Raw genomic sequence first — 25,043 nt, 5'->3', positions numbered from 1 at the left:
CGCCTTTAGTCGACGAGCGTCGCTTCCGTCTTTGATTTCACTTCGTCCATCGTGACGCCCGGTGCCAATTCGATCACTTTCAGACCGCCGGGCACGACGTCCATAACACAGAGATCGGTAATGATCCGGTCAACGACATTCTTGCCGGTGAGCGGCAGGGTGCACGTCTTCAGCACCTTGGTTTCCCCCGCCTTGTTGGCATGATCCATCACGACGACGATGCGCTGCACGCCGGCCACCAGGTCCATGGCACCGCCCATGCCCTTGACCAGCTTGCCGGGGATCATCCAGTTGGCGAGGTCGCCATTCTCGGCCACTTCCATCGCGCCGAGGATGGCGAGGTTGATGTGACCACCGCGGATCATCGCGAAGCTCATGGCACTGTCGAAGAAGCTGGAGCGCGGCAGCGTGGTGATCGTCTGCTTGCCGGCATTGATGAGGTCGGCGTCTTCCTCGCCCTCCCAGGGGAACGGGCCCATGCCGAGCATGCCGTTTTCCGATTGCAGCGTGACGTCGACGCCGTCCGGGATGTGGTTGGCCACCATGGTCGGGATGCCGATGCCGAGGTTCACATAGTAACCGTCGTGGAGTTCTTTCGCGGCGCGGGCCGCCATTTCATCACGTGTCCAGGGCATCAGAAGCTCTCCCGCTTGCGCACGGTGCGCTGTTCAATCCGCTTTTCGAAGCTGCCCTTGAAGATGCGCTGCACGAAGACACCGGGCACGTGGATCGTGTCCGGGTCGAGATCGCCCGTGGGGACGATCTCCTCGACTTCGGCGATCGTCACCTTGCCCGCCATGGCCATGGGAGGATTGAAGTTGCGCGCGGTCTTGTTGAAGATCAGGTTGCCTTGCGTGTCGGCCTTTTCGGCCTTCACGAGCGAGACATCCGCCACGAGGCCGGTTTCGAGGATATAGGTCTCGCCGCCAAACTCGCGGTGTTCCTTGCCCTCGGCGACCAGCGTGCCGACGCCCGTCTTTGTGTAGAAGCCGGGAATGCCTGCGCCCCCTGCGCGGCAGCGTTCGGCCAGCGTGCCTTGCGGGTTGAATTCAAGCTCGAGTTCGCCGGAGAGATACTGGCGCTCGAACTCCTTGTTCTCGCCGACATAGGACGAAATCATCTTCCTGATCTGGCGCGTTTCGAGCAGCAGGCCGAGGCCGAAGCCATCAACGCCGGCATTGTTCGAAATCGCGGTAATGTCCTTGGCGCCACTGTCGCGCAGGGCCGCGATCAGGTTTTCCGGAATGCCGCACAGGCCAAAGCCGCCGCACATCACTATCATGCCGTCAAACGTGAGGCCCGCAAGGGCTTCACTTGCGTTCTTGTAGACCTTGCTTGCCATCAGGCCGGTATCACTTTCTGCTCGATTGCGCCGAAAATTGAATGGCCTTCGCCATCCAGCATTTCGATGCGTACCACATCGCCCGGCGACATGAAGGGGGTCAGATCGGATTTTTTCAACAATTGTTGAATCATGCGGATTTCCGCGATGCAGGAATAGCCGCGCCCGCCCTCGCTGACCGGCTTGCCTGCGCCACCATCGGCATCCTTGTTGGACACGGTGCCCGAGCCGATGATCGTTCCGGCGCTGAGCGGGCGGGTTTTCGCCGCATGGGAAACAAGGCGCGCGAGGCTGAACGTGGCGTCCTGCCCGGCTTCGGCGCGGCCGAAGGGCTCGCCATTATAGTCGACACGCAGCGGCAGGTGGACGAGGCTGTCCTTCCAGGCATCGCCCAGTTCATCAGGGGTGACGGCAACGGGACTGAAGGCACTCGGCGGCTTCGACTGGAAGAAGCCGAAACCTTTGGCGAGTTCCCCGGGGATCAGCCCGCGCAGGGAGACATCATTGCAGAGGAGGATGAGCTTGATGTGGCCGGCCGCGTCTTTCTCCGACACGCCTGCAGGCACGTCGTCTGTGATGACGGCAATCTCGCCTTCCATGTCACAGCCCCAGCTCTGGTCGGCGAGCGGGATATCGTCGCGCGGGCCGAGGAAGGCGTCCGAGCCTCCCTGGTACATCAGCGGATCATCGTAGAAGCTTTCCGGCACCTCTGCGCCGCGGGCAGCGCGGACGAGCTCGACATGGTTTATATAGGCCGAGCCATCAGCCCATTGATAGGCACGCGGCAGCGGGCTTTCGCAATCATGCTCGTGGAAACGGAATGTAGGGACAGAGCCGATCTCGACCTGCTCGGCCAGTTCGGCGAGCTTCGGCGCATAGACGGCCCAGTTATCGAGCGCAGCCTGCAGCGTAGGCACAATGCGCGCCGCATCGGTGCATTTCGTGAGGTCTTTCGAGACGACGACGAGGCGGCCATCACGGGCACCGTTCTTGAGGGTGGCGAGTTTCATGTGGGGTTCCTTTAAAACAGTCATCCCGGCCAAGTCGCGCAGCGACGCCGAGCCGGGACCTTGAGCGCATCACGCACGAACTTCAAGCAGGATCCCGGATCGCTTCGCGTCCGGGATGACAGGCGCTCTAGTGGCTTTCCGTCTCGATCTTCTCGTGCAGCCAGGCGGCGTGACGCGGGGCTTTCTTCGTGCGGCTCCACTCTTCCAGCATCTCGGGCGCGACGCGCTTGAGCTCGGCCATCTGTTCCGGCGTGCCGGTATTGCAGGCAAGTTCGAGGCGGTGGCCGTTGGGATCGAAGAAATAGATCGAGCGGAAGATGCCGTGATTGGTTGGCCCGATCACGTCGAGCCCATGTTCCTCGGCGCGCGCTTTGGCGGCATGGAGGTCGTCCATCGTGGCAACCTTGAAGGCGATATGCTGGACCCATTGGGGCGTGTTCTCGTCGCGGCCCATGTCGGGCTGCTCGGGCAGTTCGAAGAAGGCGAGCACGTTGCCATTTCCGGCATCGAGGAAGATGTGCATGTAGGGGTCATAGGCGCCGGTCGAGGGCACATGATCTTCCGCGATGGCGAGCTGGAAATCCATGCCGAGCACATCCCGGTAGAATTCGACCGTTTCCCGGGCGTCCTTGCAGCGGTAGGCGACGTGGTGGACGCCCTGGAGGTTTGGCGCGTCCATCAGACCTTCTCCTCGACTTTCAGCACGCCGCGCTGGACCTGGTCGCGCTCCATGCTTTCGAAGAGGGCCTTGAAATTGCCCTCGCCGAAGCCTTCCTTGTAGTCACCCTTGCGCTGGATGAATTCGAAGAAGACCGGGCCGACCTGTGCCTGCGCGAAGATCTGCAGGAGGAGGCGGGGATCGCCGCCTTCGGTCGTGCCGTCGAGCAGGATGCCGCGCATCTTCAGCTCTTCGACTGGCTCGCCATGGCCCGGCAGGCGTTCGTCGAGCATGTCGTAATAGGCGGCCGGCGGCGCGGTCATGAAGGGCACGCCGAGGGCTTTGAGGCGGTCCCAGCAGGCGATGAGATCGTCACAGATGAGGGCGATGTGCTGGATGCCCTCACCGTTGAACTCGCGCAGGAATTCCTCGATCTGGCCCTTGCCGCCTTCACCCTCTTCATTAAGCGGAATACGGATCTTGCCGTCCGGCGCAGTCAGCGCCTTGGAGGTGAGACCGGTATATTCGCCCTTGATGTCGAAATAGCGGATTTCGCGGAAGTTGAAGAGCTTCTCGTAGAAGTCCGCCCAATACTTCATCCGCCCGCCATAGACATTGTGGGTCAGGTGGTCGATCAGCTTGAAGCCTGCGCCGACGGGATTGCGGTCAACGCCCGGCAGGTAGTCGAAGTCGATGTCGTAGATCGACAGTTCGTTCTGGCCCGTGTCATAGCGGTCGATGAGATAGATGATCGAATTGCCGATGCCGCGAATGCCGGGAATGTGAAGCTCCATCGGGCCGGTACGCACTTCGACCGGCTCGCCGCCCTGTTTCAGCAGATGGTCATAGGCCTTGCGGGCATCGCGCACGCGGAAACCCATACCGCAGGCCGAGGGGCCGTGCTCGCGGCTGAAATACCAGGCCGGGGATTTCGGCTCGTAATTGGTGATCAGGTTGATGCCGCCCTGCCGCCAGAGCTCGACATCCTTGGAGCGATGGCGCGCGACCCTGGTGAAGCCGATGGTCTCGAACACCTTTTCAAGGTGGCCTTTTTCGGGCGCCGAGAACTCGATGAACTCGAAACCGTCGAGCCCGGCGGGGTTGTCAAACAGGTCGGCCATGGTTCATTTCCTTTGCGATAGACTGATATAGTTTCATTTGTAACTAATATTGCCGTCAAAATCAAGCCCGGAACCGGACCCGATTAATGCCAGAACACCCTTCCAAAACGACACTGCGCCTGCGTGAGTTCCTGCCCTATCGCCTGTCGGTGCTGTCCAACACAGTGTCGGGCAAGATTGCGGACCTGTATGATCGCGAGTTCGGCCTGTCAGTGTGGCAGTGGCGGGTGATGGCCGTGCTGGGCGAGAATGCCGGGATCACGGCCACGGAGATCGGCCAGGTCACGGCGATGGACAAGGTGGCCGTCAGCCGGGCCGTTTCCGGCCTGATCGACAGCGGGCATGTATCGCGCAAGGCATCTCCCGCTGATGGCCGGCGATCCATCCTCTCGCTCACTGCCAAGGGCAAGGACGTTTACGACAAGATCGTGCCGATTGCCCTTGAAGCCGAGCGCGAACTGATCGCAACGCTCAGCCCGGCCGAGCAGGAACAGCTCGCGCGCCTGATGGAAAAGCTGGCACGCACGTCAGAGCCAGACCGCCCGCTCTGGTAGGCCTCAGCTGAGAGGCCAGAATATCGGGATCACGAACATGGACACAGCGAACATTAATATGTTCAGCGGCAGGCCGACCCGGAGAAAATCGGCAAACCTGTAACCGCCTGCCGTATAGACCAGCGTATTGGTCTGGTAGCCGATGGGTGTCGCAAAGCTGGCACTGGCGGCAAACATGACGGCGACCACGAACGGGCGCGGATCAATCCCCAGATGCGTTCCGAAGCCGATGGCGATCGGCGTCAGCAGCACTGCGGCGGCATTATTGCTGATCACCTCGGTCAGCATGGACGTGACCAGGTATATCCCGGCCATCAGGGCGAGCGGCCCGAGCTGGCCCATCGGCCCGGCCACGCCGTCGATCAGGAGCTGGACAGCGCCGGTCTTTTCCATCGCCTGACCCAGGGCCAGCATGCCGAAGATCAGCATCAGAATATCCCAGCGAATGGCCTGATAGGCCTCCTGATGATCGAGGCAGCCCAGCGCCACAACCGCCGTTGCGCCGATGATGGCCAGCGCCGCAATCGGCAGCACTTCCACCGCCGCAAGACCCATGACGAGCAGCAGGGCCGCAACCGCGATCCAGGCCTTGTCCCGCCGCACGGCCCGGTCGCTCGTCGCAGTGAGATTGTTCAGTGCGCCATCCTCGAACATTTGCCGCATGCCTGCGGCCGGGCCTTCGACCAGGACGGTGTCGCCGACATCCAGCCGCATCTCGTCCAGCCGCCCAGCCATGTTCTCACCCCGCCGGTGCACGGCGATCACGTAGACACCATAGAGGCGGGCGAGGCCGAGGCCGAGAAGGCGCCGCCCGATCAGGCGCGATTGTGGACCGATCACACCTTCTGCAATAATGACTTCGCTGGTCTGGACCGGCTCGAAGGCCGCCCTTTCGTCTGCCGCCGCGCCCACGGCGACATGGCCCAGTTCCTTCAGGCTGAGCATTTCAGAAACGGGTGAGCGCAGGACGATCCGGTCGCCGCCCCGGAGAATCAGCTTGCCAAGAGACGCCTTCAAAGACACGCCTTCACGGAGCACGTCGATGACCGAAAATCCGCGCTGGGCTGAAAAACCCGTCTCCGAAAGCGGCCGTCCGATCAGAATCGAGTCGATCGGAATCAGGATTTGCGCGATGAAGCGGCGCTCTTTCTGGTCGGGCAGCATGCCGGCCAGCGTGTCGCGATTGGGCAGCAGCCACCACCCGAACACGACGAAATACATCATGCCCGCCAGCGCCAGGATCGAACCTGCGGCCGTGATCTCGAACATGCCGAACGGCGCAAGGCCCCCGTTCTGGGCAACGCCATCGACCAGAAGGTTGGTGGATGTACCGATCAGCGTTGTCGTCCCGCCAAAGATCGACGCGAAGGAAAGGGGAATCAGCAGCTTCGATGGCGAGATATCCAGCGACTTGGCGAGCCTGATCGCAACAGGGATCAATACGACAACAACCGGCGTGTTGTTGATGAAGGCCGACAGGAAGATGACTGCGAACATCATGACCAGGATGGCCAGGATGGGCGGCCAGCCCCTCGTGGCCTGCGTCACCCACCGCCCGGCCTGATCAATCACGCCTGTCCGGTCCAGTGCGGCTGACAGGACAAACATGGCGGCGATCGTAAGCGGGGCGGCGTTGGAGAAGACGCCCAGCGTTTCCTTGACGCTCATGATGCCCGTCAGCATCAGCGTTCCCATCGCCAGGAGGGCAATCACGTCTGCCGGCAGGGACTCCCGGACAAAGCCGAAAAATACGAGCGCCACCAGAAACAGGACCACGCCGATCTGCACCGGCGAAGATGTCAGCAACTCAACCATGCGCACGCGCTCCAGAATATCTTGCGATTAGACCTGAAGTGCGTTCACACGCAACGGGTCTCTTGCTGCCGGGGCACAAGCGATAATGCAGATTTTCTAATGCAAAAGGCTTGGACTAGCTGACCCGCCGGCGCCGGGCATAGAGCGACCGTGCGACCGGGCCGTCTTCCTCGACCGTGAAGCCTTCGTACAGACGCGCGATGAATGCCGACAGCTGGTCGCGCACTTCGTAGGGCGCTTCCATTGGCAGGAAGTGCGAGGTACCACGCACTTGCTTCATCATCAGGTTCGGATGCATCTGGATCAGTTGGGCCCGCACCTTGCCACTGATGACGGATGCCGTATTCGGACGCAGGATCGTGATCGGGATACGGTTCTTCCTGACCTTGCGCATGGCGCCCCAGGGCCGGTTACGCTGGGCAGCGAAGGTCGCGGCTTCCCAGGTCGGTTCACACAGGAGACGCCAGGTCTGCTCGGCGCTGTCTTGTGATTGCTGGTCGACCCGGTCGATGCCGTCGAGCAGATAGTCGGCAAGGAAGGGTTCGCGCCAGGTGCTGAAGGCGCCCCGCCCGGTATAGGAATCAAGCGCATCCCGGAATGACTTGAAGACAGGTTTGCGCTTGCGGGCCTGCTTGGCCATGCCATTGCGCGCAATCAGCATCGAGACCGGCGGGAAGACGTGGTTCCAGAAATAGACTTTGCGCGGCAGGATCACCGGATCGACAAGGACGAGCCCCTTGACCAGGTCAGGCCGCTTGCCAGCCACCAGGAGGGCTACGCACCCCCCCATGGAATGCCCACCAAGCACGACGCCTTGCGGCGCTTCCTTTTCCAGCCACTCTATGACGTCATCGCGATAGCGCTTCCAGGATGCCAGGCTACGCGGCTTTGCCGGCAGCGTGGAACGGCCATGCCCGCGCATGTCGAGCGCAGCGACACGGGCCCGCAACCCAAGGGGCGCCAGCAGGGACTGATAGGTCATCGCATTGAAACCGGTCGCATGCAGCCACAGGGCGGCATACGGCTTGATAGGATCGCCGAATTCGATCCCGGCAATCTCGCCGCCGGACTTCAATTCACGCTTGATTCTTCGCATCAGGTTCGGTTCCCGAACACGCGGCGCAGGATCTCGCTGGTACGCGCCACCGGGTTCTCGCGTATCTTCTTTTCTTCTTCGGCGACGTAAAGAAAGATGCCATCGAGGCCAAGACCGACGGCATGGTTTGTCAGGTCAGCCTGCAGATTGCTGGTCACACCGCCGAGCCCGTACTGGCTGGCTGCCTGCTCAAGCGAGGTGAACGCGCCCGACTGCGCCAGTGACTGGCGCACATAGGGCGTGAAGGACGCGCGCAACTGAGTCTGCGTGCGGGCGCGCAGGAAATCGGTCGCTGCCGTGTCGCCGCCATTCAGAATCTGGAGCGCGTCCTCGATCGTGATTGACCGCACGGCGCCAAGGATAAGGCTCCTGGCTTCAGGCACGGCTGCTTCCGCCGCACGGTTCATACGCAGTTCAAGATCATCGAGCGGTGCGCTTGCGCCGACACGTGCCAGGTTTGACTGGATATCGCGATAGGTTTTCGGAAGCGGAATGCGGATGCGCGGATCGCCGAAATAGCCGTTGGTCTTGCCAAGCCGGGCCGCGACAATGTTCGTGCCGACAGTCAGTGCTTCGCGAAGGCCGGCATCAATCTCAGCCTGGGACAAGGCGCCCTGACCAGCCGTGGAACCGGCGACGCCACCAAGGATCGTGCCCAGATCGCCTGGAATGGCAGTCGTTTCGCACCCCATCGGCACGACCGCCAGCGCCAGTGCGCCGAACATCAGTTTCCTCATTAGCCTCTCCTCCACTACCTGCCCCTGACCCTGCCGCGACCCTACAGGACGCCCCCTGCGAATAGAAGGGACAAGAACATGGCTGCAGCATGAAAGCCGTACCTTACCATCATGTCATCACAAACCATTTGACCACATCTGTAGTCTTGTATTACGACTACGGTTGTAGTCCATTCTGAGGAGACAGTCGGGATGAAAATATCAGCCGCAGAACTCGAAGTGCTCAGCATACTGTGGGAGCAGCCCGGTATTGCCGCCACTGATGTGCACACCGCGCTGGCCAACGACAAGGACTGGACCAGCCGAACGGTCAAAACCCTTCTGGCCCGCCTCGTCGAAAAAGGTGCGGCCATGACGCAGGAGGATGGCCGGCGCTATCTCTACTTCCCCGCGATCGACGAAGAAGCCTACAAGGCAAAGGCTGCGGGACAGTTTATCGACCGTGTTTTTTCGGGCCGGGCAGCGCCGCTTGTGGCATATTTGGCCGACAGCCGCGGATTGACACCTCAAGACATCGAAGAGCTTGAAAAACTTCTAGGGGACCTCAAGAAATGATTACCGATTATCTCACGCTCGACCCGAAATCGGTTTTCGAAACCGTTCTTGCGGTCTCCGCCCTGATCGTTCTGGTTCTGCTGGCCCGCAAGGCGGTGGCACGCGAGTTCGGCCCCGGCATCGCCTATGCGCTCTGGCTGATTCCGTTGGCGCGGCTGGTCCTTCCGCCGCTGCCAAACGGCATGTCATGGATCAGCCTGCTTGGCCTCGCTCCCAGCGTTTCCCTGACCAAAGTGGCAGGTGAGCCGCCGGCAGCAGTCACCGAAATGCCCCTGTTCATGGAAGCCCCCGTCGGGACCCTGGCACCCGAGACCGAAGCCGTACGCGCCGTGTTTGGCGCAGCGCAGGCGTCTGTCGACGCACCGGCCGAATTCCTGGCCAGCGCCAACATGAGCGCAGCCATGCTGACGATCCTGCTCGGCGTCTGGCTTGCCGGCGCGCTGATTGTTGTCGGACGCAACACGGCGGCCCAGCACAGCTTCATGGCCGTCATCCGCCGCGAGTGGCGCGCTCCGTCCATGCGCCTTCAGGGTATTGCTGACCAGGTTGCCCGGCAGGTGGGCCTGAAGCGCACACCGCAGATCGCCACGAGCCTGGTTTCGAACGGACCGCTGGTAACCGGCCTCTTCCGCCCGATCGTGCTGCTGCCGGCCTGGTTCGAAGCCGACTATGACGATGCCCAACAGCGCGCTGCGCTTGCCCACGAGCTGACGCATGTCAAACGCGGGGATCTGTGGGCGCTGCAACTGGCCGAATTATTTGTCGCGTGTCTCTGGTTCAACCCGCTGGCCTATATTGCCCGCGAGGCCTTCCGAACCGACCAGGAAGCCGCATGCGACAGCGACGTGTTACGCTGCGGCGCAGCCAGCCCGCACGCCTATGGCGCCACCCTGCTGAAAGCCGTGCGTATCTCGGTTCCCGAGCGCCTGCCGCTTGCGGCGAGCCTTCCGCTGACCCACTCCCTCAAGGAACGCATGAAGCTGATGACCTATCCGGCCCCGTCCAAACGCCGCCGTCTGGCCGGACTCGGACTGTCAGCCTTACTTGGCTCGGCCGCCCTGGTTGCGACGGCATCCGTCTCGGCCAGCGCCGGCGAGCCGGAAAAGGGCCTGACGTCGAATATCACGATCGACAATTCCACATTGTTCATTGATGGCGACAAGGTGGAAGACCGCCAGTTCGTGCTTCTGGGCGAGCCCTTCCGTCCGGTCGCCCCTGAAACCGATCTCAAGATTCGAAAACTCTCCAAACTGATCGAGGCGGAAACGCACAAGCTGCGCGTCCCTCCACCGGTGCCACCTGTGCCGGAGATGCCTCCCGTACCGCCCATGCCTGCCGTGCCACCTGTGCCGGCCGACATGGAGCTGAGCGGCGGCGAATCTGGCGAGAGGCACGTCTTCGTCTTCGGGGATAATGAAGAGGAAGCCGAAAAATTCGCCGCCGAGTGGGAAGCATGGGCCGAGGCGTTCGAGGCATCGACCGACGAATGGCAAGACACTGTCGATGCGCAAATGGCCCATTGGGAAGTCAAATACAGCGCAGAAACCGAAGCCGCGAACCGGGAGATCGAAGCGCGGATCGACGCCCTGACGAATGAAATCGATGTGCAGGTCGATGCGGCTTATGGCGACGGGATGGAAAGCCATTTCGAAGACGTGTCACAGTCGATCGAAACTCTCGCATTGTCTTGCCGCGACGCCGAACTGGCGCCGGGTGAGACCCGCATCCTGAGCAGCGAAACCTCGAATGGGCAGACCCTGCGTGTCGCCTGCGTTGAAGGCGACGAATCCCGCCTGCACGCCCCTGAAACGCTCGCCACGATCAAGCAAAGCGACCTTCTCTGTGACAAGGAAAAGCAGGCTTTCACCAGCAAACTGGCGTCCAGGCACAAGATCGAGATCAGCAAGCACTAGGCACGAGCCCTTCCCCTTCGGCTCGACCTCACGGCCCTGGCGAGCCACCTCGCCGGGGCCGAATACTGTGTGCCAGCCATTACACCCTTTGCGCCGGGACGGGAGGCCTCTAGTGTGCGTGGCTCTCGTACAGGTCTGGATGGACACGCCAAATGACTCCCAAAATTGCCCTCGCAAGCCTCGGTCTTGCCGCCCTCGCAGCCTGCGCCTCGATGGAGCCAGAGCCCTGCACCGCTGAATGGGTCGACTACAAGACCGAGAAGGTCCTGAACAAGTTTGCCAAAAGCAATCGCGGCATGATCGACGACCTGCGCCGCCTTCAGGGCAAGGATGGCGAGATTGATCCTTTCGTCGCCATACAGTTGGCGTCAAAAACCAAGCAGATCCGGAAATTTGCCGACACGTTCCAGACGATCGTCGTACCGGAGCTTGAATCAGCCCTTGATCGGTGCGGCGATGCCGAACTGGTGCCGGCATTCACCGAATTCCTGCGCGACGAGGGCGTTGGCGAGGAAACGCTGCAATGGGTGGCCCCGCTGATCGGCCTGATGCAGGACATGCGTGACGCCGACACGACGGCACCCCGCCACCTCTAGGCCGCGCAAGGTAGCTGACAGATGAAGACGCTCATTGTTGTTCCGGCCCGGTATGGATCGACCCGGTTTCCCGGCAAGCCGCTGAAGCTGATTGCCGGCAGGTCCATGGTCAGCCGTGTCGCGAACATGGCCCAGAAAGCCGCCGGGGCGCTGGCCGACGCAGCATGCGTTGTGGCGACAGACGATTCGCGAATTGAAGCCCATTGCCGCGAGCGGGGTGTTCCGGTTGTGATGACCGACCCCGCCCTGCCCTCCGGCAGCGACCGGGCGCTTGCAGCGGCTGAAGCCCTTGGGGCCGAGCCGGAGATTATCGTCAACCTGCAGGGCGACTCACCGTTCACGCCGCCCGCCCATATCATCGCGGTGGCTGAAGCGGCTGCGTCATCAAGCGCGGACGCTGCCACGCCCTACGTGCGGCTCAGCTGGGAAGCGCTCGACGCGCTGCGGGAGCACAAGCGGCACACGCCATTCTCCGGCACCACGCTGACGCATGATGTGAACGGCCGGGCGCTGTGGTTTTCGAAGATCATCCTGCCTGCCATGCGCAAGGAACCTGCCCTGCGCTCTGCCAGCCCATTGTCGCCCGTATGCCGCCATATCGGACTATATGCGTTCAAGCGCGAGGCCTTGCACCGCTATGTCAGCCTGCCGGAAGGTTACTACGAACAGCTTGAAGGGCTTGAGCAGCTGCGCCTGCTCGAGAACGGCATGTCGATCCAGTGTGTGGAGGTCGAGCCTGACCGGATTGCCGTTCCGGGCATAGATACGCCGGAGGACGTCGCCCTCGCCGAGCGACTGATTGCCGAATACGGCGACCCGGCGGAGGACTGAGTTCTGGCCCGTCTGATCATTATACGGCATGGCAACACGTTCGATGCGGGCGATACGCCAACCCGCGTCGGCGCCCGCACCGACCTCCCCCTGTCGACGTCCGGACACCAACAGGCGCAGGCATTGGCCACGCACTTTCGCGACACGCGGTTTACCGCTGCCTTCTGTTCGCCCCTGCAACGTACCCGGCAGACGGCGCGCGCCATCCTGGACCAGCAGGCCAGCGCGCCAGCCTTGCTGATCCTGCCGTTTCTGACCGAGATTGATTACGGGCCGGATGAGAACCAGACCGAGGAGGCAGTCATCGCGCGTATCGGCGCCGACGCCATTGCGGCATGGGACACGCACGCAGCGCCTCCGCCGGGATGGCATGTCGATCCGGACGCGCTGCGATCTGCCTGGACCAGCCTGCTGACGCGTGCGGCGAGCCTGACGCCAGAGGCAAACGTGCTGGTTGTGACCAGCAATGGCATTGCACGCTTCCTGCCGGATGTCGTTGGGCAAAAACCGGCTGACCTGGACCGCAAGCTCAAGACCGGCGCGTGGGGGACGGTTGAGATTTCAGGCACTGAGACGTGCATTCTCGATTGGAATGTGCGGCCCTGAAAGCCTAGGCGACTTCGCGGGAATCGCCTGCGGCGACAAGGTCGCTGGCACCGGAAATCGGCAGCAGGATCGACACGGTCGTCCCCTCACCCTCGATCGAGGACAAGTTGAGTTGCCCGCCATGCATTTCGGCAAATGACTTGGTCAGCGCCAGGCCGAGACCGGTGCCTTCATAGTTGCGGTCGCGCGATCCGGAGACCTGCTCGAACGGTTTGGCGAGGCGCGGCAGATCCTCGATCGGAATGCCGATACCGGTGTCTGTGACACCGATATAGATATCCGTGCCGCGCTGCTCGACCGTGGCCGTGATCTTGCCGCCTGCGTCTGTGAACTTGATCGCATTCGACAGAAGGTTGAGCACCATCTGACGAATGGCTCGATGGTCAGCGTCCAGGTCCGGCAAGCCCGGCTGGGCATCGAGCACGATCTCTATTCCCTTGTCCTCGGCTTTGCGCCTTATCATCCGGACCGCCGCATCGACCGGATCGACCGGGTCAATCGGCTGCGGGTTGATGGTCATCTTGCCAGCCTCGATCTTCGCCATGTCGAGAATGTCATTGATCATGTCGAGCAGGTGCTGGCCGGACGTCAGGATGTCGTGGGCATAGCCCTTGTAGCGGGCATCCCCGAGGGGTCCGTAGAGCTCATGCGCCAGGATTTCCGAGAAGCCGTTGATCGCGTTGAGCGGCGTGCGCAGCTCGTGGCTCATATTGGCGAGGAAAGCAGACTTGGTGTGAGCAGCGTGTTCCGCCTTTGACTTTTCTTCCGAATAGCGGCGCGCCAGTTCGCCGGCCCGGCCTTCGGACCGTTCCAGATCCAGAACGGCCTTGCGCATGTTCTGCTTCTGGCGGCGAAGCGCCTCTTCATTCTGGACGTTCTCTGTCACGTCGATGCCGACCGTGATCAGGCCGCCGTCAGGGGTCGGGCGTTCGACCACCTTGAGCCAGCGATTGGACTGCAACTCGATTAGGGTCGTGCGCGGGTCTTCCGTCGATTGCTTTTCGCTGCGCACCGCGACGGCCCGCGCGATGATAACCGTATCGTGGGCAATGCCCGGGCGCAGCATGTCCTGTAGCCCGAAATCAAGCGCAAATGCGCGGTTCCAGTAGAGGAGGCGCTTGCGGTGGTCCCACAGCGCGAAAGGGCCGACAAAGCCTTCAATGGCCGCCCGAAGCCGGCGCTCTGCCGCCTTGACGCGATCTTCCGACTGCTTGCGCTCGGTAATATCGAGCACGATACCGCCGAAGAGCGTGGGCTGGCCATTCGGATCATTGGAAAGGCTGCCGCGCATTTCGATCCAGCGCGGCGGCTGGGAAACCGTCAGGAAACTCGTCTGGATCCAGCCGATATCGCGGGCCTTTTCCAGGGTCTCGATCATGCGCGCCTTATGCTCGGGATGAACGTGCAGGAGCATTTCCTGCGCATCGATCAGGCCTGCATGGTCAGTTCCGAGCAGTTCCGAAGCGCCTTCGCTGAGATAGACCGCCGAGGCGCCCGGTGCCCATTCCCAATAGCCTGCCCGCGCGCCGCGCATCACAAGGCCCATGATCCTGTCGGCTTCATCATCGCGGGTTTCCTCAATGATGGTGGCTGTCTCCTCGCGCGACAGGCGGTTCATCAATCCGACGATCGCCAGCACGGGTGCCGCCAGCAACAGGGCAAAGATAAGCAGGTGTATGAGGTCGTCGATCGTGAACAGCGGATGCAGGGCAGATTCACACAGAACGGCCTCGCTGCCGTTCAGCGGTGTGCAGGCAGTTGCGGTCCGTTGGAAGCCGTCCGTCATGCTCAGGCTGGGCCGCCCCAGTTCGGCGCCCTCGCTCAAGACAAGCGACATGCTTCGCCCGGACTCCCTGGCAGGCAGCCAGGTGCCCGACGGCGCAATCGCCATTATCGGCGGACCCGTCGCCGGTTTCGAGACGATCACGATGTCGCCCTGACTGGAAATGCCGAAGCGATGATTGTTTGCAAGCAGGCGCGTGGCCGCCCGGGTGGCCTCATTAAGACGGCTTCCCGCTGGCGACTGATCGGCGTCACCTACCGTCAGGACAGCATCAATTCCCGGGATTTCACCTGCAACGGCGGAGCGGGATGCGCCGGTTTCCGCAACGAGGCGAATGATGGCATCGGCCATTTCGACACGACCCTCAATCCGCGCTGCGATGGCTCGCGTGTCAGCTTCGATGGCTGCGAGGGTCGCAATGTCGGCGCTCTGGCGCTCTTCCCAGCCCTTGAGGCCAAGCGCGCCGGCCATCAGCAGGATGATGCCAAGAATTGTCCATTTCAGTCGTGCCGCCGCGGTTGCAGACGCCCGGTCTGCAGTGGTCAGTCCTTCAGCATTGACCCGTTGACCTGCCAAGGGGGCTCCACTCTCTGCGCATTCGGCACATGTACCCGATTATGGTTCTCAGGCGGAATCCTTGCACAAATGTTAACGATCATGACGAAACCGTTAACTACGTACCGGCGATTACCCCAGTGCGCGGCCGACAATGTCGGCCGAGTTGGGGGAAAGCTTCGCATCCTGTAGTCGCTGCAGGGTCGCCTTGGCCGCGGCGCCCGCCCTGGGTTCCAGCATCCGCCATTGCTCGAACGCAGCCAGAAGCCGGGCCGCGAGGGCCGGATTGGCCGCGTCGGCCTTGAGGATGATGTCTTCGACGGCGCGGTAGCCGGATCCGTCAGGGGCGTGGAAGGCAGCAAGATTGGCGGTCGAAAAGACGCCAACGACGGCGCGAACGCGGTTCGGGTTCTTCAGGTCGAAATCCGGGCGAGACGCCAGTTCTGCAACGGTTGCTGCAGTTCCCTGCCCCGCCTGAACAGCAAACCACTTGTCCATCACGATGGGATTATGCTTCCAGCTCTGCTCGAAGTCAGCGAGCGCTTCGTCACGTTCGGCTGACGGGCCTTTCATGGTCAGCGCGCGCATCGCGGCGAGGCGCTCGGTCATGTTGGTGGCGTTCCTGTAGAGCGAGAGCAGTGTTTGCGGGGCATCTGCATCGTCCGATGCGCCCAAGAGGTGGATGTAGGCGCCGCGCAGGGCCCGCACCCCGGCCTGTTCGGCGGAGGGGCGATACGGGGTGGGTGAAGGGGCGGCGAGCGTGGTGGCAATGGTGGGCGCAAGGGTGGCGGCGAGGGCGGCCTGGAGGCGCTTGCGGCCCGAATGGAGCGCAACGGGGTCTGCCGGCGTCCGCTCGAGGAAGAGCTCACCGACTTCCGGCAGACGGGTCAGCAATGCGGCAAAAGCCGGATCGCCCGATGCATTGCGGATGGCTTCGGCCACGGCGGCGACAAGATCGCTGTCAGGCTTGGCCTGGCTGCCCTCGGACAGTTTCAGGATCTCCTCGGTGACGAGGGTCTGGACACCTTCCCACTGGTTGAAGGGATCGGTTTCGGCAACAACTAGCGCCAGGCGCTGGTCGCGGGTGAGATCGCGCTCAACCCGGATCGGGGCGCTGAAATCGCGATTGACCGAGAGCAGCGGGCGGCCGCCATCGGCCTTGCGCGTGATTGTCGTCTCTGCGGTGTCGAGCACGGTCATCCATGCATCCGTTCCGCCCTTGCCATCGAGCAGGGCAAGTTCGAGCGGGATCGGGACAGGCTGCTTGGTGGGCTGGCCCGGCGTGGCAGGCGTGGCCTGGGCCAGCCTGATGGTGAGTTCCCCGGCAGCGTCGTTCCAGCTTTCCTCGACCGTGACCTGCGGCGTGCCGGCCTGCGCGTACCAAACCAGGAAGGGGCCGAAATCCTTGCCCGTCACCTCGGCGAAGCAGGCGTAGAAATCCTCGATCGTAACGGCCTGTCCGTCATGGCGGTCGAAATACAGGTCCATCCCCTTGCGATAGGCGTCCGGTCCGATCATGCGGCGGAGCATGCCGATCAGCTCGGCGCCCTTTTCATATACGGTGGCAGTATAGAGATTGTCGATTGCGCCATAATTGGCGGGGCGGACCGGGTGAGCCAGAGGCCCTGCGTCTTCGGCAAACTGGCGGGCGCGCAGGCGGATGACGTCCTTGATCCGCTGGACCGGGCGTGAACGCATGTCGGCAGAAAAATTCTGGTCGCGGAAGACGGTCAGGCCTTCCTTCAGGCAGAGCTGGAACCAGTCACGGCAGGTGATGCGGTTGCCGGTCCAGTTGTGGAAGTATTCATGGGCAACGATGCTCTCGATCGCTTCGAAATCGGCATCGGTAGCCGAATCCTCGTCGGCCAGGACATAGGCCGAGTTGAAGACGTTGAGGCCCTTGTTTTCCATGGCGCCGAAATTGAAGTCTCGCACGGCCACGATGTTGAACACGCCGAGATCGTATTCCCGGCCATAGGTTCCCTCGTCCCAGGTCATCGAGCGTTTCAGGCTGTCCATGGCCCAGGCAGCGCGGGGCGCGTCGCCCTTGTCGACATGGATTGCCAGGTCGATGCGCTTGCCGCTCATCGTCGTGAAGCTGTCGCGATAGACGTCATAGTCGCCTGCGCAGAGGGCAAAGAGGTAGGACGGTTTCTTGTGGGGATCATCCCAGGTCGCCATGTGGCGCCCATTGCCCGCATCGGTGACCTCGCCCGGTGTGCCGTTCGACAGCATGATCGGACAGGCGGCCTTGTCAGCCGTGATGGTGACGAAGTAACGGCTCATCACGTCAGGACGATCGGGATAATAGGTGATGCGGCGGAAGCCGACGGACTCGCATTGCGAACAGAAGCGGCCGCCGGACATGTAAAGCCCCGAAAGGGCGGTGTTCTTAGACGGCGCGATCTCGACCTGTGTCCTGAGTTCGAACGTGTCCGGCACGTCAGGCAAGGTCAGGTCATGGTCGGTCAAGGCATAGTCGGATGGCGTGAGCGCCCGGCCGTCGATTTCGATGGAGACCAGTTTCAGCGCCTCACCATCGAGGACGAGGGGCGCACTGCCTTTCCCCTTGCGCGACACCTTGAGCGTCGCCGTGACCCTGGTTGTGTCTGGATCAAGGTCAAACGCCAGGTCGACATGTTCGATGTCGAAGGGATAAGGCGTGTAGTCAGCAAGTTTGACGGCAACGGGGGTTTCAGTGCGCATGATGTCTCCGGGAAGCGGGAACGGGAAGATGTATCGATACGGGCTGGAACGGGCCGCGTCGAGGGTCTGGCCTATCCAGATCGGGATGGACGCGCGCCTTTCCAAGGGGCAGACGGAGGCATGCCTGCAGGTAATACAGGGAATGAGCGCCGCATGACGTGGATACTGTCCGGATTGAATACTGTTCTCGCCCGGCGCCTTGCCAGCGCCGCCGCCCTGCTGGTCGCCGCCGTAATTGCCGTCTTGTCGGTCCTGCCGGGCGAAGACCTGCCGGAGGTTCACCTCAGCGACAAGATCCAGCATGTGATCGCCTACGCGGCCCTTTCAGCATGCGTCTGCTTCTGGCTTGGCCGGCAGAGGCTGCTCGCCGGAATCCTGATGACGGTGAGCTATGGCGTGATACTCGAGATCGCTCAGGCGCTTGCCGGGACCGGGCGCACGCCGTCCCTGCTGGATGGCGGGGCAAACCTGTTGGGCGCCTGTCTTGGAGCGGGCCTGGCCATGATCGTGGCGGGGTTATCGCGCAGGCAGTGATCGGGGGCTATTCGGCCGCCGTCTCCAGGCTGACTTCATCCGTCTGGTAGACATGGCGCAGGATCAGGGCACATCGCTGCGCCAGTTGCGCGAATTCGGCTGGCAGTTCGTCCGGGCTTTCGCTGGCGGCATCCGCCAGTTTCCGGGCGATGCGCATCAGTTCGGGCGTGTGGACGATCATCCGGGCCTGATGCTCGATGCGGCGCGAGTCGCGATCATACTCGCTGCCCGTGACACGCCAGCCGCCCCAGTCGCCATCATCGGTGACCACAACGGGGAAAGTGCCGGGATTGGGATCCATGCCTGTCGTTGTATCGACGCGCCACTTGATAATCTTGCGGTCGATCCGCCAGCGTTCGAACAGGAAATCATCGTCCTCGTCCTCAGGGCGGTGATGCTTGTGCATCACCTGCTCGGAAACGAGTTCAAAGGCCTCGAACCGGCGGCCCAGACCACAGTCATAGGTAATGCGCAGCGGCTCATCGACGTCCTTCACCCAATGGGGGATGACCTGCTCGATTAGGGCCCACGTACCGACAGGCTTCACGAAAACGCGCTGAGCCTTATGGAAGACTGCTTTGGCCATGCTCTCAAACCCCAAAACTTGAGGCTGCATCATGCCGTAATCTGCTTTAATTCGGCTGAAGCGGATCAATGAAATTTGACGGACCCCGGTTGACGTCGCGCCATAGATCGCAATTTCCGCTGGGTCACGGCTTTCCGCGCACGTAAAGGGCGCTATCTTGCGGTCCAAGCACAAGACGAGCTTCCACGCGGAAGCCAGGGAGCGATGAGACATGAATTTCGATTTTTCAGAGGATCAGAAATTTCTCGCCAATGAGGCGCGGAAGTTTCTGGAGAGCCAGTGCAGCATGGCCGAAGTCCGCGCTGTGCTGAATGATGACGCCAAGGCCTTCAATGAAGGCGTCTGGAAGAAGGTTGTCGAGATGGGCTGGCTGGGCACGGCCATCCCGGAAGAACATGGAGGCCTCGGCCTTGGCATGCTGGAAATGTGTGTGCTGGCCGAAGAGATGGGCCGCGTCCTGGCGCCGGTTCCGTTCGCCTCCACCGCCTATTTCTTTACTGAAGCGCTCAAGCTCGCCGGGTCGGCAGCGCAGCAGGCCGACCTGTTCCCCAGGATCGTTTCCGGCGAAGTCGTCGGTTGCTATGCGGCCAGCGAAGGGCCCGGCAACCCGGATGCCGGATCGCTGAAAACCAGCTTTGACGGCAAGACGCTGAGCGGCCTTAAAGTGCCGGTCACGGACGGTGATATTGCCACCCACGCCGTGGTTCTGGTCAAGGAAGGCGCGGGCGCGAGCCTCGTTCTGGTCGACCTGTCGGAAAAGGGTGTGAGCAAGAAGGTGCTTTCGACGCTCGACCCGACGCGCAGCCATGCCGAACTGACCTTCAACAAGGTGCCGGCAACGCGCCTCGGCAAGGCCGGCGACGGCGACCGCCTGAACGATGCCCTGCTGGACCGGGTGGCCGTCCTTCTGGCCTTCGAACAGCTGGGCGGTGCCTCCCGCTGCCTCGAGATGGCCAAGGATTATGCCATGGAGCGCTATGCCTTCGGGCGGCCGATTGGCGGCAACCAGGCGATCAAGCACAAGCTGGCCGAAATGTATGTGAAGAACGAAGTGGCCCGTTCCAACTGCTTCTATGGCGCGTGGGCCGTATCGACCGATGCGGCCGAACTGCCTGAAGCGGCCGCAGCTGCACGCGTCGCCGCGTCGGAAGCGTTCTGGTTTGCCTCGAAGGAGAACATCCAGACGCATGGCGGCATGGGCTTTACGTGGGAAGTTGACTGCCACCTCTTCTATCGCCGGGCAAAGCTGCTCGCCGTGCAGGCTGGCAGCCCCAAGGTGTGGAAAGAAAAACTTGTCCGCGCCATCGAAACAAAGAACGCAGCGTAAGGAAGGATCAGACACATGGACTTCAACGATACCAAGGAAGAAGCCGAATTCCGCGCCGAGGCACGCGCGTTCCTGGACAAGCACCTGGAGCCCAAGACGGGGGCCCGCCCGCGTCCCGGATCTGGCAAGGATGCGCTGCAACGCGCCAAGGACTGGCAGAAGATCAAGGCCGAGAACAAGTTTGCCCAGATCACCTGGCCCGAGGAATGGGGCGGCCGCGGCGGCACGTCGATGCAGGCCGTCATCTGGGGACAGGAAGAGAGCAAGTATGACGCGCCGACCGGCCCGTTCGCCATCGGCCTTGGCATGTGCGTGCCGACCGTCATTGCGTTTGGCTCTGACGCCCACAAGGAGCGTTACGTTCAGAAAGCCCTGATGGGCGAGGAAATCTGGTGCCAGCTGTTCTCCGAACCTTCGGCAGGATCGGATGTTGCAGGCCTGAAGACCCGCGCCGTGAAAGACGGCGACGAGTGGGTCATCAATGGCCAGAAAGTCTGGACCAGCGGCGCGCACTATTCGGATTTCGGCATCGTTCTGGTGCGGACCGATCCGAAAGTGCCCAAGCACAAGGGCCTGACCATGTTCATCGTGAACATGAAGCAGAAGGGCGTTGACGTTCGCCCGATCCACCAGGCATCCGGTGGCCGGGAATTCAACGAAGTGTATTTCACCGATGTGCGCATTCCGGATTCTGACCGCCTTGGCGAAGTTGGCGCCGGCTGGAAAGTGGCCCTCGTGACCCTGATGAACGAGCGCCTGGCAGTGGGCGGTTCGCCCGGCCCGGACTGGGGCGAGATCATGGACTATGCCAAGACGTCCGGCGCGATGACCGACCAGGCTTTCCGCGAGAAGCTGGCCGACTGGTATGTCGCGGCACAGGGTTACAAGCTGACCAAGTTCCGTACACAGACGGCCCTTTCGCGCGGCCAGACGCCCGGACCGGAAAACTCGATCGGCAAGATCATCACGGCCAACCATTTGCAGGATATCTGCAACTCGGCGATCGAGATGCAGGACCATTACGGCATCATCAACGATACCGAGACGATGCCGGGCGACGGCATCTTCCAGCAAAGCTTCATGTGGGCCCCCGGCCTGCGGATTGCCGGCGGTACGGACGAAATCCTGAAGAACATCATCGCAGAGCGCGTGCTGGGCCTGCCTCAGGATGTGCGCGTCGACAAGGACCTGCCATTCGACGAGATGAAAGCGGGCTGAAGCCTTCGCGTCAGGATTTCGGTTCTGGCGCGACGGCCCTTTCGGCGACAAAGGCCGCAATATCACTGACACAGGCCCTGCCCGCATCGGTCAGGGCCTTTGCACGTGCGGCGTTCTTTGAATCGAGCGCAATGGCCGTTGTCGACACATTAGTCTGGGCGAGCACCTTGCGGGAACGCCCCTCCAGGAGCGTCGCTTCGATCCGGCAACGGGCCGTGGTTCCTGAAAGCGTAAAGTCCGAAATCCGCCAGGCCAGTTCGTAATCGGTCGGCGCGCCGGTGTCCGAGGCAACGGCCACGCCGCCATTGATGCCGCCGAGCGTATCAAGCAAAGCGACCTGCATCATGCGCGTTGCACTGTCGGACCATTCCACGCCGTTTACCAGACGCAAGGCACCGGACGAATCTTCGGCCGCAATCGCACGTCCGCCAAACAGGCGCGAGGCTTCCGGTTCTCGGATGACAACCGACGCGTCGATCATGTGCAGCGCTTCCATCGGACCAAAGCGGTAGAGGCCCTCTGGCACCTTCTGCTCCGGCAGGACGGAAACACAGGCCGAGAGGCCGGCCGCAGCGAGTATCAGGGTGAAACGTCGGATCATCGACGGCCTCCTTCATAAGGAATGGGATCGCCGACGACGAAGCCCTGAGGGTTCTGTTCGACCTCACGAGCGATGCGGTCAAGCCGGTTGATCAGGACGCGCAGGTCCTGGCTGGCGAGGCGAGCGTCCTGGATGGCTTCCGTCGCAGGGCCCTCGATGGCATCGGCAGCCGCCGATACGGCGCGGTTGCTCGTTGAAATCGTATCACGCGCAGACTGCGCAACGCTCCGCACATCACCGACAAGCAGGTCCATCTGGTCGGCAAAGTCCGCTATGCGTGTGTCTGCAGTCTTGCCGGCCTTTTCCAGTGACGCCGAAGCGGCCTCGAAACGGGTGCTGGCGCTCGACATGTCGGACAGCGTGGCCGAAGCCTGGTCGACAAGGCCATCCTGGGCGGCAAGCTTGGTGCTGATCGTCTCGATGTTCTTGAGGGATGCTGCCAGTGCATCTATATTCTCATCCGTCAGGATCAGGTTGACGCGCTGGATCGCTTGGTTGGCGTTGCCGAGCACTTCGGTCCCGCCTGAGAAGAGCTGGTCGAGCTGCGTCCGTTCGGCCCGGATGACGGGCACAGGCTCTCCGGGGCGGGCTTCGAGCGCCTTGCCGGTGCCTGCTGTCAGCTGTACGAAGGTGATGCCGGTAATGCCGGCAAGCTGGATCGAGGCGGTCGAATCTTCCTTGATGGGTGTCTCACGGTCGATGCGGATACGGGCGCGGACTTTCGATGGATCCGCGCGGTCGATGCGCACGGTCGAGACTTCCCCCACCTTGATGCCGATATAGCGGACAGCGGCCCCTTCCTCGAGCGAGACAGGCCCCTGGAACACGATGTCATAGACCTTGAAATCCTGCCGGAATTGCGACTGGCCGAGCCACATGACGAAGCCTGCGATTGCGAAAGCCGCAATCAGCACGAATGCTCCGATGAGGGCATAATTAGCGCGCGTTTCCATGTCCGGTCTCCATTCTAGTGTCCGGTGGCGGCACGGCCACGCGGGCCGCCAAAGTATTCCTGCACCCAGGGGTGGTCGAACTTTCGCAGTTCATCAATCGTGCCAACCGCCAGCACATGTCTTTCTCCCAGCACGGCAATCCTGTCGCAGGTCGCGTGCAGCGTATCGACATCATGCGTCACAAGAAAGACCGTGAGACCCAGCGCCTGTTGCAGCTGTCGCACCAGAGTGTCAAAGCCTGCGGCAGTGATCGGGTCGAGGCCGGCGGTCGGTTCGTCAAGGAAGAGCAGTTCAGGATCGAGTGCGAGCGCGCGGGCGAGGGCTGCGCGCTTGCGCATGCCGCCGGACAGATCGGACGGGTATTTGTCACCTGCCTCGGGCTCAAGCCCGGCAAGGCGGATCTTCATGTCGGCCAGTTCGGTCCGCAACCGGGGGCTGATGTCCGAGTGCTCCTTCATGGGCACCATGACATTCTCGCGCACCGTGAGATTCGAAAACAGGGCGCCATCCTGGAACATCACGCCCCAGCGGCGCTCTATTGCGCGGCGTTCGTCGGGGTCGAGCGTTTCCAGACGGCTGCCGAACACTTCAATACTGCCTGCAGCCGGTTCTTTCAGGCCGACAATGGCGCGCAGCAACACGGATTTGCCGCACCCTGACGGCCCGATAATGCCGATGATTTCGCCGCGGTAAATATCGAGATCGAGATGCTCGTGCACGACATGGCTGCCATAGGCTGTCTTGAGGTCGCGAATGCGGATGATGGGCTCGGCGGTCATATGCCGAGTTCCATGTAGAAGATCGCAAACAGGGCATCGAGGGCGATGATTGCGAACAGGGCCTGCACAACGGAGGTCGTGGTGGCCTTGCCGAGCGACTGGACGCTGCCGCCGACATTCAGGCCCTGACGGCAGGCAATGAGCACACAGACCAGGCCGAAGACCGGCGCTTTGGACATGCCGACCCAGAACTGGTCGATCGGCACCGAATTGCGCAGGCGATCGATGAAGACAGCCGGATTGATGTCAAGCGACAGCCAGCCGACAATAATACCGCCGGAGATCCCCGCCAGCGTGGCAACGAAGGCGAGCACGGGTGTGATCAGGACCATGGCGATGACGCGCGGCGCGACAATCACTTCCATGGGCTTGAGGCCCAGCGTGGTCATGGCATCGATTTCCTGGCGCATCTTCATCGTGCCGATCTGCGCCGTGAAGGACGAATTGGTCCGGCCGGCCAGAACGATGCCCGTGAGGACCACGCCGAATTCGCGCAGTTCCGAATAGCCGATCAGTTCGACCGTGTAGATTTCCAGATCAAAATCGCTGAGCGTTGTCGCGCCGATATAGGCGACGACCATGCCGACGAAGAAGGAGAGGAAGGCGATGATGGGCAGGGCATCGAGGCCGGCTTCTTCCATCACGGCGACGATACTGGTCCAGCGCAGCTTCCACGGCTGCAGGAGAAGGCGCCCGCAGGTGACGAGGGTCTCACCCAGAAAAGCCAGCGTCTCGACGGTCTCGGAAAGGAGGTCCATGAAACCTTCGCCGGTGCGCTCCAGAAGGGCGTAGACACCGTGGTCCGGCACGGCGGGCGGAGGAAGGGGGGCGGAAACGGCGTGGACCTGCGCAATCAGGCGCCGCGCGGTGGGATGATCCCCAATGATATCCGGCACGCCGTCCTCGACAGAACCGGCGGCGCGCAGCGTGCGGTCGAGCACGAAAGCCCCCGCCGTATCAAGCTGTCCGAGGCCGGACACATCAATGCTGAGCGGGAATTGCGGCAGGATCTCCCGCAGGGCTTCGTCGACATCCTGCACATGCGCGACGGTCCAGTCCCCGGTAAGCCGGAGAACCGAGCGTTCGTCACTTTCATCAAGTGCGAATTCGGGGGAAGCTGTTTCTGCCATCAGTGTGTAACTACCTGACTTGCCTAGCAAAACATGC

Annotated in this window: 24 protein-coding genes; 9 read left to right on the top strand and 15 right to left on the bottom strand. The window is 62.1% G+C overall.

Translation table 11 applies throughout. From position 1 onward, the window contains the following. Positions 1-5: 5 nt before the first annotated feature. The 5 genes from VR74_RS12225 to hppD all read right to left on the bottom strand — a co-directional run bounded on the left by VR74_RS12225 (position 6) and on the right by hppD (position 4,131). Positions 6-635: a CoA transferase subunit B gene (locus VR74_RS12225; RefSeq protein ID WP_045697167.1), complete on the bottom strand. Its 630-nt coding sequence runs from the start codon at positions 633-635 to the stop codon at positions 6-8. Continuing rightward, positions 635-1,342, bottom strand: a complete 708-nt coding sequence (locus VR74_RS12220; protein ID WP_045697165.1) for a CoA transferase subunit A — start codon at positions 1,340-1,342, stop codon at positions 635-637. Before VR74_RS12220 ends, VR74_RS12225 begins: the two co-directional genes overlap by 1 nt. Next, a complete protein-coding gene (locus VR74_RS12215; protein WP_045697164.1) occupies positions 1,342-2,352 on the bottom strand; it encodes a fumarylacetoacetate hydrolase family protein in 1,011 nt (336 codons plus the stop codon). The genes VR74_RS12220 and VR74_RS12215 overlap by 1 nt, the downstream gene beginning before the upstream one ends. A gap of 127 nt (positions 2,353-2,479) precedes the next feature. Further along, a complete protein-coding gene (locus VR74_RS12210; protein WP_045697162.1) occupies positions 2,480-3,031 on the bottom strand; it encodes a VOC family protein in 552 nt (183 codons plus the stop codon). Further along, on the bottom strand, positions 3,031-4,131 hold the full coding sequence (gene hppD / locus VR74_RS12205) for a 4-hydroxyphenylpyruvate dioxygenase (protein WP_045697160.1): 1,101 nt from the start codon (positions 4,129-4,131) through the stop codon (positions 3,031-3,033). Before hppD ends, VR74_RS12210 begins: the two co-directional genes overlap by 1 nt. Positions 4,132-4,217: 86 nt before the next feature. Between hppD and VR74_RS12200 the strand changes: the two genes are divergently transcribed. Next, positions 4,218-4,685, top strand: a complete 468-nt coding sequence (locus VR74_RS12200; RefSeq protein WP_045697159.1) for a MarR family winged helix-turn-helix transcriptional regulator — start codon at positions 4,218-4,220, stop codon at positions 4,683-4,685. A 3-nt stretch (positions 4,686-4,688) separates the two neighbouring features. Here the strand turns inward: VR74_RS12200 and VR74_RS12195 are convergent, their stop codons facing one another. From VR74_RS12195 to VR74_RS12185, 3 genes are all read right to left on the bottom strand, one after another. Further along, positions 4,689-6,500: an SLC13 family permease gene (locus tag VR74_RS12195; RefSeq protein ID WP_045697157.1), complete on the bottom strand. Its 1,812-nt coding sequence runs from the start codon at positions 6,498-6,500 to the stop codon at positions 4,689-4,691. 115 nt (positions 6,501-6,615) lie between these two features. Beyond that, the gene (locus VR74_RS12190) at positions 6,616-7,596 is read right to left on the bottom strand and encodes an alpha/beta hydrolase (protein WP_045697155.1); all 981 of its coding nucleotides are present in this window, start codon (positions 7,594-7,596) and stop codon (positions 6,616-6,618) included. Further along, positions 7,596-8,333, bottom strand: a complete 738-nt coding sequence (locus VR74_RS12185; RefSeq protein ID WP_299950349.1) for a DUF4197 domain-containing protein — start codon at positions 8,331-8,333, stop codon at positions 7,596-7,598. The genes VR74_RS12190 and VR74_RS12185 overlap by 1 nt, the downstream gene beginning before the upstream one ends. A 192-nt stretch (positions 8,334-8,525) precedes the next feature. Between VR74_RS12185 and VR74_RS12180 the strand changes: the two genes are divergently transcribed. The 5 genes from VR74_RS12180 to VR74_RS12160 all read left to right on the top strand — a co-directional run bounded on the left by VR74_RS12180 (position 8,526) and on the right by VR74_RS12160 (position 12,834). Further along, on the top strand, positions 8,526-8,888 hold the full coding sequence (locus VR74_RS12180; RefSeq protein WP_045697153.1) for a BlaI/MecI/CopY family transcriptional regulator: 363 nt from the start codon (positions 8,526-8,528) through the stop codon (positions 8,886-8,888). Then, complete coding sequence (locus tag VR74_RS12175) at positions 8,885-10,801, top strand: M56 family metallopeptidase (protein ID WP_045697152.1); 1,917 nt, start codon at positions 8,885-8,887, stop codon at positions 10,799-10,801. The genes VR74_RS12180 and VR74_RS12175 overlap by 4 nt, the downstream gene beginning before the upstream one ends. A gap of 152 nt (positions 10,802-10,953) precedes the next feature. Next, positions 10,954-11,397, top strand: a complete 444-nt coding sequence (locus tag VR74_RS12170; RefSeq protein ID WP_045697150.1) for a hypothetical protein — start codon at positions 10,954-10,956, stop codon at positions 11,395-11,397. 21 nt (positions 11,398-11,418) lie between these two features. After that, positions 11,419-12,228 (top strand): manno-octulosonate cytidylyltransferase, encoded by an 810-nt coding sequence (locus VR74_RS12165; protein WP_045697148.1) that lies wholly within the window; start codon positions 11,419-11,421, stop codon positions 12,226-12,228. A gap of 3 nt (positions 12,229-12,231) precedes the next feature. Then, complete coding sequence (locus tag VR74_RS12160; protein ID WP_045697147.1) at positions 12,232-12,834, top strand: histidine phosphatase family protein; 603 nt, start codon at positions 12,232-12,234, stop codon at positions 12,832-12,834. A 4-nt stretch (positions 12,835-12,838) separates the two neighbouring features. Here VR74_RS12160 and VR74_RS12155 read toward each other — a convergent pair whose 3' ends face one another. Together VR74_RS12155 and pepN are read right to left on the bottom strand one after the other, a co-directional pair. After that, complete coding sequence (locus VR74_RS12155) at positions 12,839-15,193, bottom strand: PAS domain-containing sensor histidine kinase (protein ID WP_045697145.1); 2,355 nt, start codon at positions 15,191-15,193, stop codon at positions 12,839-12,841. A 111-nt stretch (positions 15,194-15,304) separates the two neighbouring features. Next, positions 15,305-17,878 (bottom strand): aminopeptidase N, encoded by a 2,574-nt coding sequence (pepN, locus tag VR74_RS12150; RefSeq protein WP_045697143.1) that lies wholly within the window; start codon positions 17,876-17,878, stop codon positions 15,305-15,307. Positions 17,879-18,031: 153 nt separating this feature from the next. Here pepN and VR74_RS12145 point away from each other — a divergent pair, with 153 nt between their 5' ends. Beyond that, positions 18,032-18,412, top strand: coding sequence for a VanZ family protein (locus VR74_RS12145; protein ID WP_045697142.1), 381 nt, complete (start codon positions 18,032-18,034; stop codon positions 18,410-18,412). 7 nt (positions 18,413-18,419) lie between these two features. Here the strand turns inward: VR74_RS12145 and VR74_RS12140 are convergent, their stop codons facing one another. Beyond that, complete coding sequence (locus VR74_RS12140) at positions 18,420-18,998, bottom strand: hypothetical protein (RefSeq protein WP_045697140.1); 579 nt, start codon at positions 18,996-18,998, stop codon at positions 18,420-18,422. Between the two features lie 211 nt (positions 18,999-19,209). Here VR74_RS12140 and VR74_RS12135 point away from each other — a divergent pair, with 211 nt between their 5' ends. Both VR74_RS12135 and VR74_RS12130 read left to right on the top strand, forming a co-directional pair. After that, positions 19,210-20,325 carry an acyl-CoA dehydrogenase family protein gene (locus VR74_RS12135; protein WP_045697138.1) on the top strand — a complete coding sequence of 372 codons (1,116 nt, stop codon included), beginning with the start codon at positions 19,210-19,212 and terminating at the stop codon, positions 20,323-20,325. 15 nt (positions 20,326-20,340) lie between these two features. After that, positions 20,341-21,543, top strand: a complete 1,203-nt coding sequence (locus VR74_RS12130) for an acyl-CoA dehydrogenase family protein (protein ID WP_045697136.1) — start codon at positions 20,341-20,343, stop codon at positions 21,541-21,543. A gap of 10 nt (positions 21,544-21,553) precedes the next feature. Here the strand turns inward: VR74_RS12130 and VR74_RS12125 are convergent, their stop codons facing one another. Genes VR74_RS12125 through VR74_RS12110 form a run of 4 tightly spaced genes read right to left on the bottom strand, consistent with a single transcriptional unit; the run spans position 21,554 to position 25,006 of the window. Then, positions 21,554-22,144 carry an ABC-type transport auxiliary lipoprotein family protein gene (locus VR74_RS12125; protein WP_045697134.1) on the bottom strand — a complete coding sequence of 197 codons (591 nt, stop codon included), beginning with the start codon at positions 22,142-22,144 and terminating at the stop codon, positions 21,554-21,556. Then, on the bottom strand, positions 22,141-23,097 hold the full coding sequence (locus VR74_RS12120; protein WP_045697132.1) for an MlaD family protein: 957 nt from the start codon (positions 23,095-23,097) through the stop codon (positions 22,141-22,143). The genes VR74_RS12125 and VR74_RS12120 overlap by 4 nt, the downstream gene beginning before the upstream one ends. 14 nt (positions 23,098-23,111) lie before the next feature. Then, on the bottom strand, positions 23,112-23,876 hold the full coding sequence (locus VR74_RS12115; RefSeq protein WP_045697130.1) for an ATP-binding cassette domain-containing protein: 765 nt from the start codon (positions 23,874-23,876) through the stop codon (positions 23,112-23,114). Beyond that, positions 23,873-25,006 (bottom strand): ABC transporter permease, encoded by a 1,134-nt coding sequence (locus VR74_RS12110; protein ID WP_045697128.1) that lies wholly within the window; start codon positions 25,004-25,006, stop codon positions 23,873-23,875. Before VR74_RS12110 ends, VR74_RS12115 begins: the two co-directional genes overlap by 4 nt. Positions 25,007-25,043 lie beyond the last annotated feature (37 nt).

The sequence above is a fragment of the Hyphomonas sp. BRH_c22 genome (genome assembly GCF_000961795.1).
GTDB lineage: Bacteria > Pseudomonadota > Alphaproteobacteria > Caulobacterales > Hyphomonadaceae > Hyphomonas.
The sequence above is the reverse complement of the archived record's forward strand: the minus strand, read 5'-3'. Positions and strand labels throughout refer to the sequence as shown.

Bases quoted from the DNA above. Each gene is read 5' to 3' on its own strand.
- VR74_RS12145 (WP_045697142.1), top strand. From the start codon at position 18,032: ATGACGTGGATACTGTCCGGATTGAATACTGTTCTCGCCCGGCGCCTT.
- VR74_RS12210 (WP_045697162.1), bottom strand. From the start codon at position 3,031: ATGGACGCGCCAAACCTCCAGGGCGTCCACCACGTCGCCTACCGCTGC.
- VR74_RS12170 (WP_045697150.1), top strand. From the start codon at position 10,954: ATGACTCCCAAAATTGCCCTCGCAAGCCTCGGTCTTGCCGCCCTCGCA.
- VR74_RS12200 (WP_045697159.1), top strand. From the start codon at position 4,218: ATGCCAGAACACCCTTCCAAAACGACACTGCGCCTGCGTGAGTTCCTG.
- VR74_RS12220 (WP_045697165.1), bottom strand. From the start codon at position 1,342: ATGGCAAGCAAGGTCTACAAGAACGCAAGTGAAGCCCTTGCGGGCCTC.
- VR74_RS12195 (WP_045697157.1), bottom strand. From the start codon at position 6,500: ATGGTTGAGTTGCTGACATCTTCGCCGGTGCAGATCGGCGTGGTCCTG.
- VR74_RS12175 (WP_045697152.1), top strand. From the start codon at position 8,885: ATGATTACCGATTATCTCACGCTCGACCCGAAATCGGTTTTCGAAACC.
- hppD (WP_045697160.1), bottom strand. From the start codon at position 4,131: ATGGCCGACCTGTTTGACAACCCCGCCGGGCTCGACGGTTTCGAGTTC.
- VR74_RS12130 (WP_045697136.1), top strand. From the start codon at position 20,341: ATGGACTTCAACGATACCAAGGAAGAAGCCGAATTCCGCGCCGAGGCA.
- VR74_RS12165 (WP_045697148.1), top strand. From the start codon at position 11,419: ATGAAGACGCTCATTGTTGTTCCGGCCCGGTATGGATCGACCCGGTTT.
- VR74_RS12140 (WP_045697140.1), bottom strand. From the start codon at position 18,998: ATGGCCAAAGCAGTCTTCCATAAGGCTCAGCGCGTTTTCGTGAAGCCT.
- pepN (WP_045697143.1), bottom strand. From the start codon at position 17,878: ATGCGCACTGAAACCCCCGTTGCCGTCAAACTTGCTGACTACACGCCT.
- VR74_RS12125 (WP_045697134.1), bottom strand. From the start codon at position 22,144: ATGATCCGACGTTTCACCCTGATACTCGCTGCGGCCGGCCTCTCGGCC.
- VR74_RS12215 (WP_045697164.1), bottom strand. From the start codon at position 2,352: ATGAAACTCGCCACCCTCAAGAACGGTGCCCGTGATGGCCGCCTCGTC.
- VR74_RS12135 (WP_045697138.1), top strand. From the start codon at position 19,210: ATGAATTTCGATTTTTCAGAGGATCAGAAATTTCTCGCCAATGAGGCG.
- VR74_RS12120 (WP_045697132.1), bottom strand. From the start codon at position 23,097: ATGGAAACGCGCGCTAATTATGCCCTCATCGGAGCATTCGTGCTGATT.
- VR74_RS12225 (WP_045697167.1), bottom strand. From the start codon at position 635: ATGCCCTGGACACGTGATGAAATGGCGGCCCGCGCCGCGAAAGAACTC.
- VR74_RS12110 (WP_045697128.1), bottom strand. From the start codon at position 25,006: ATGGCAGAAACAGCTTCCCCCGAATTCGCACTTGATGAAAGTGACGAA.
- VR74_RS12190 (WP_045697155.1), bottom strand. From the start codon at position 7,596: ATGCGAAGAATCAAGCGTGAATTGAAGTCCGGCGGCGAGATTGCCGGG.
- VR74_RS12180 (WP_045697153.1), top strand. From the start codon at position 8,526: ATGAAAATATCAGCCGCAGAACTCGAAGTGCTCAGCATACTGTGGGAG.
- VR74_RS12115 (WP_045697130.1), bottom strand. From the start codon at position 23,876: ATGACCGCCGAGCCCATCATCCGCATTCGCGACCTCAAGACAGCCTAT.
- VR74_RS12185 (WP_299950349.1), bottom strand. From the start codon at position 8,333: ATGAGGAAACTGATGTTCGGCGCACTGGCGCTGGCGGTCGTGCCGATG.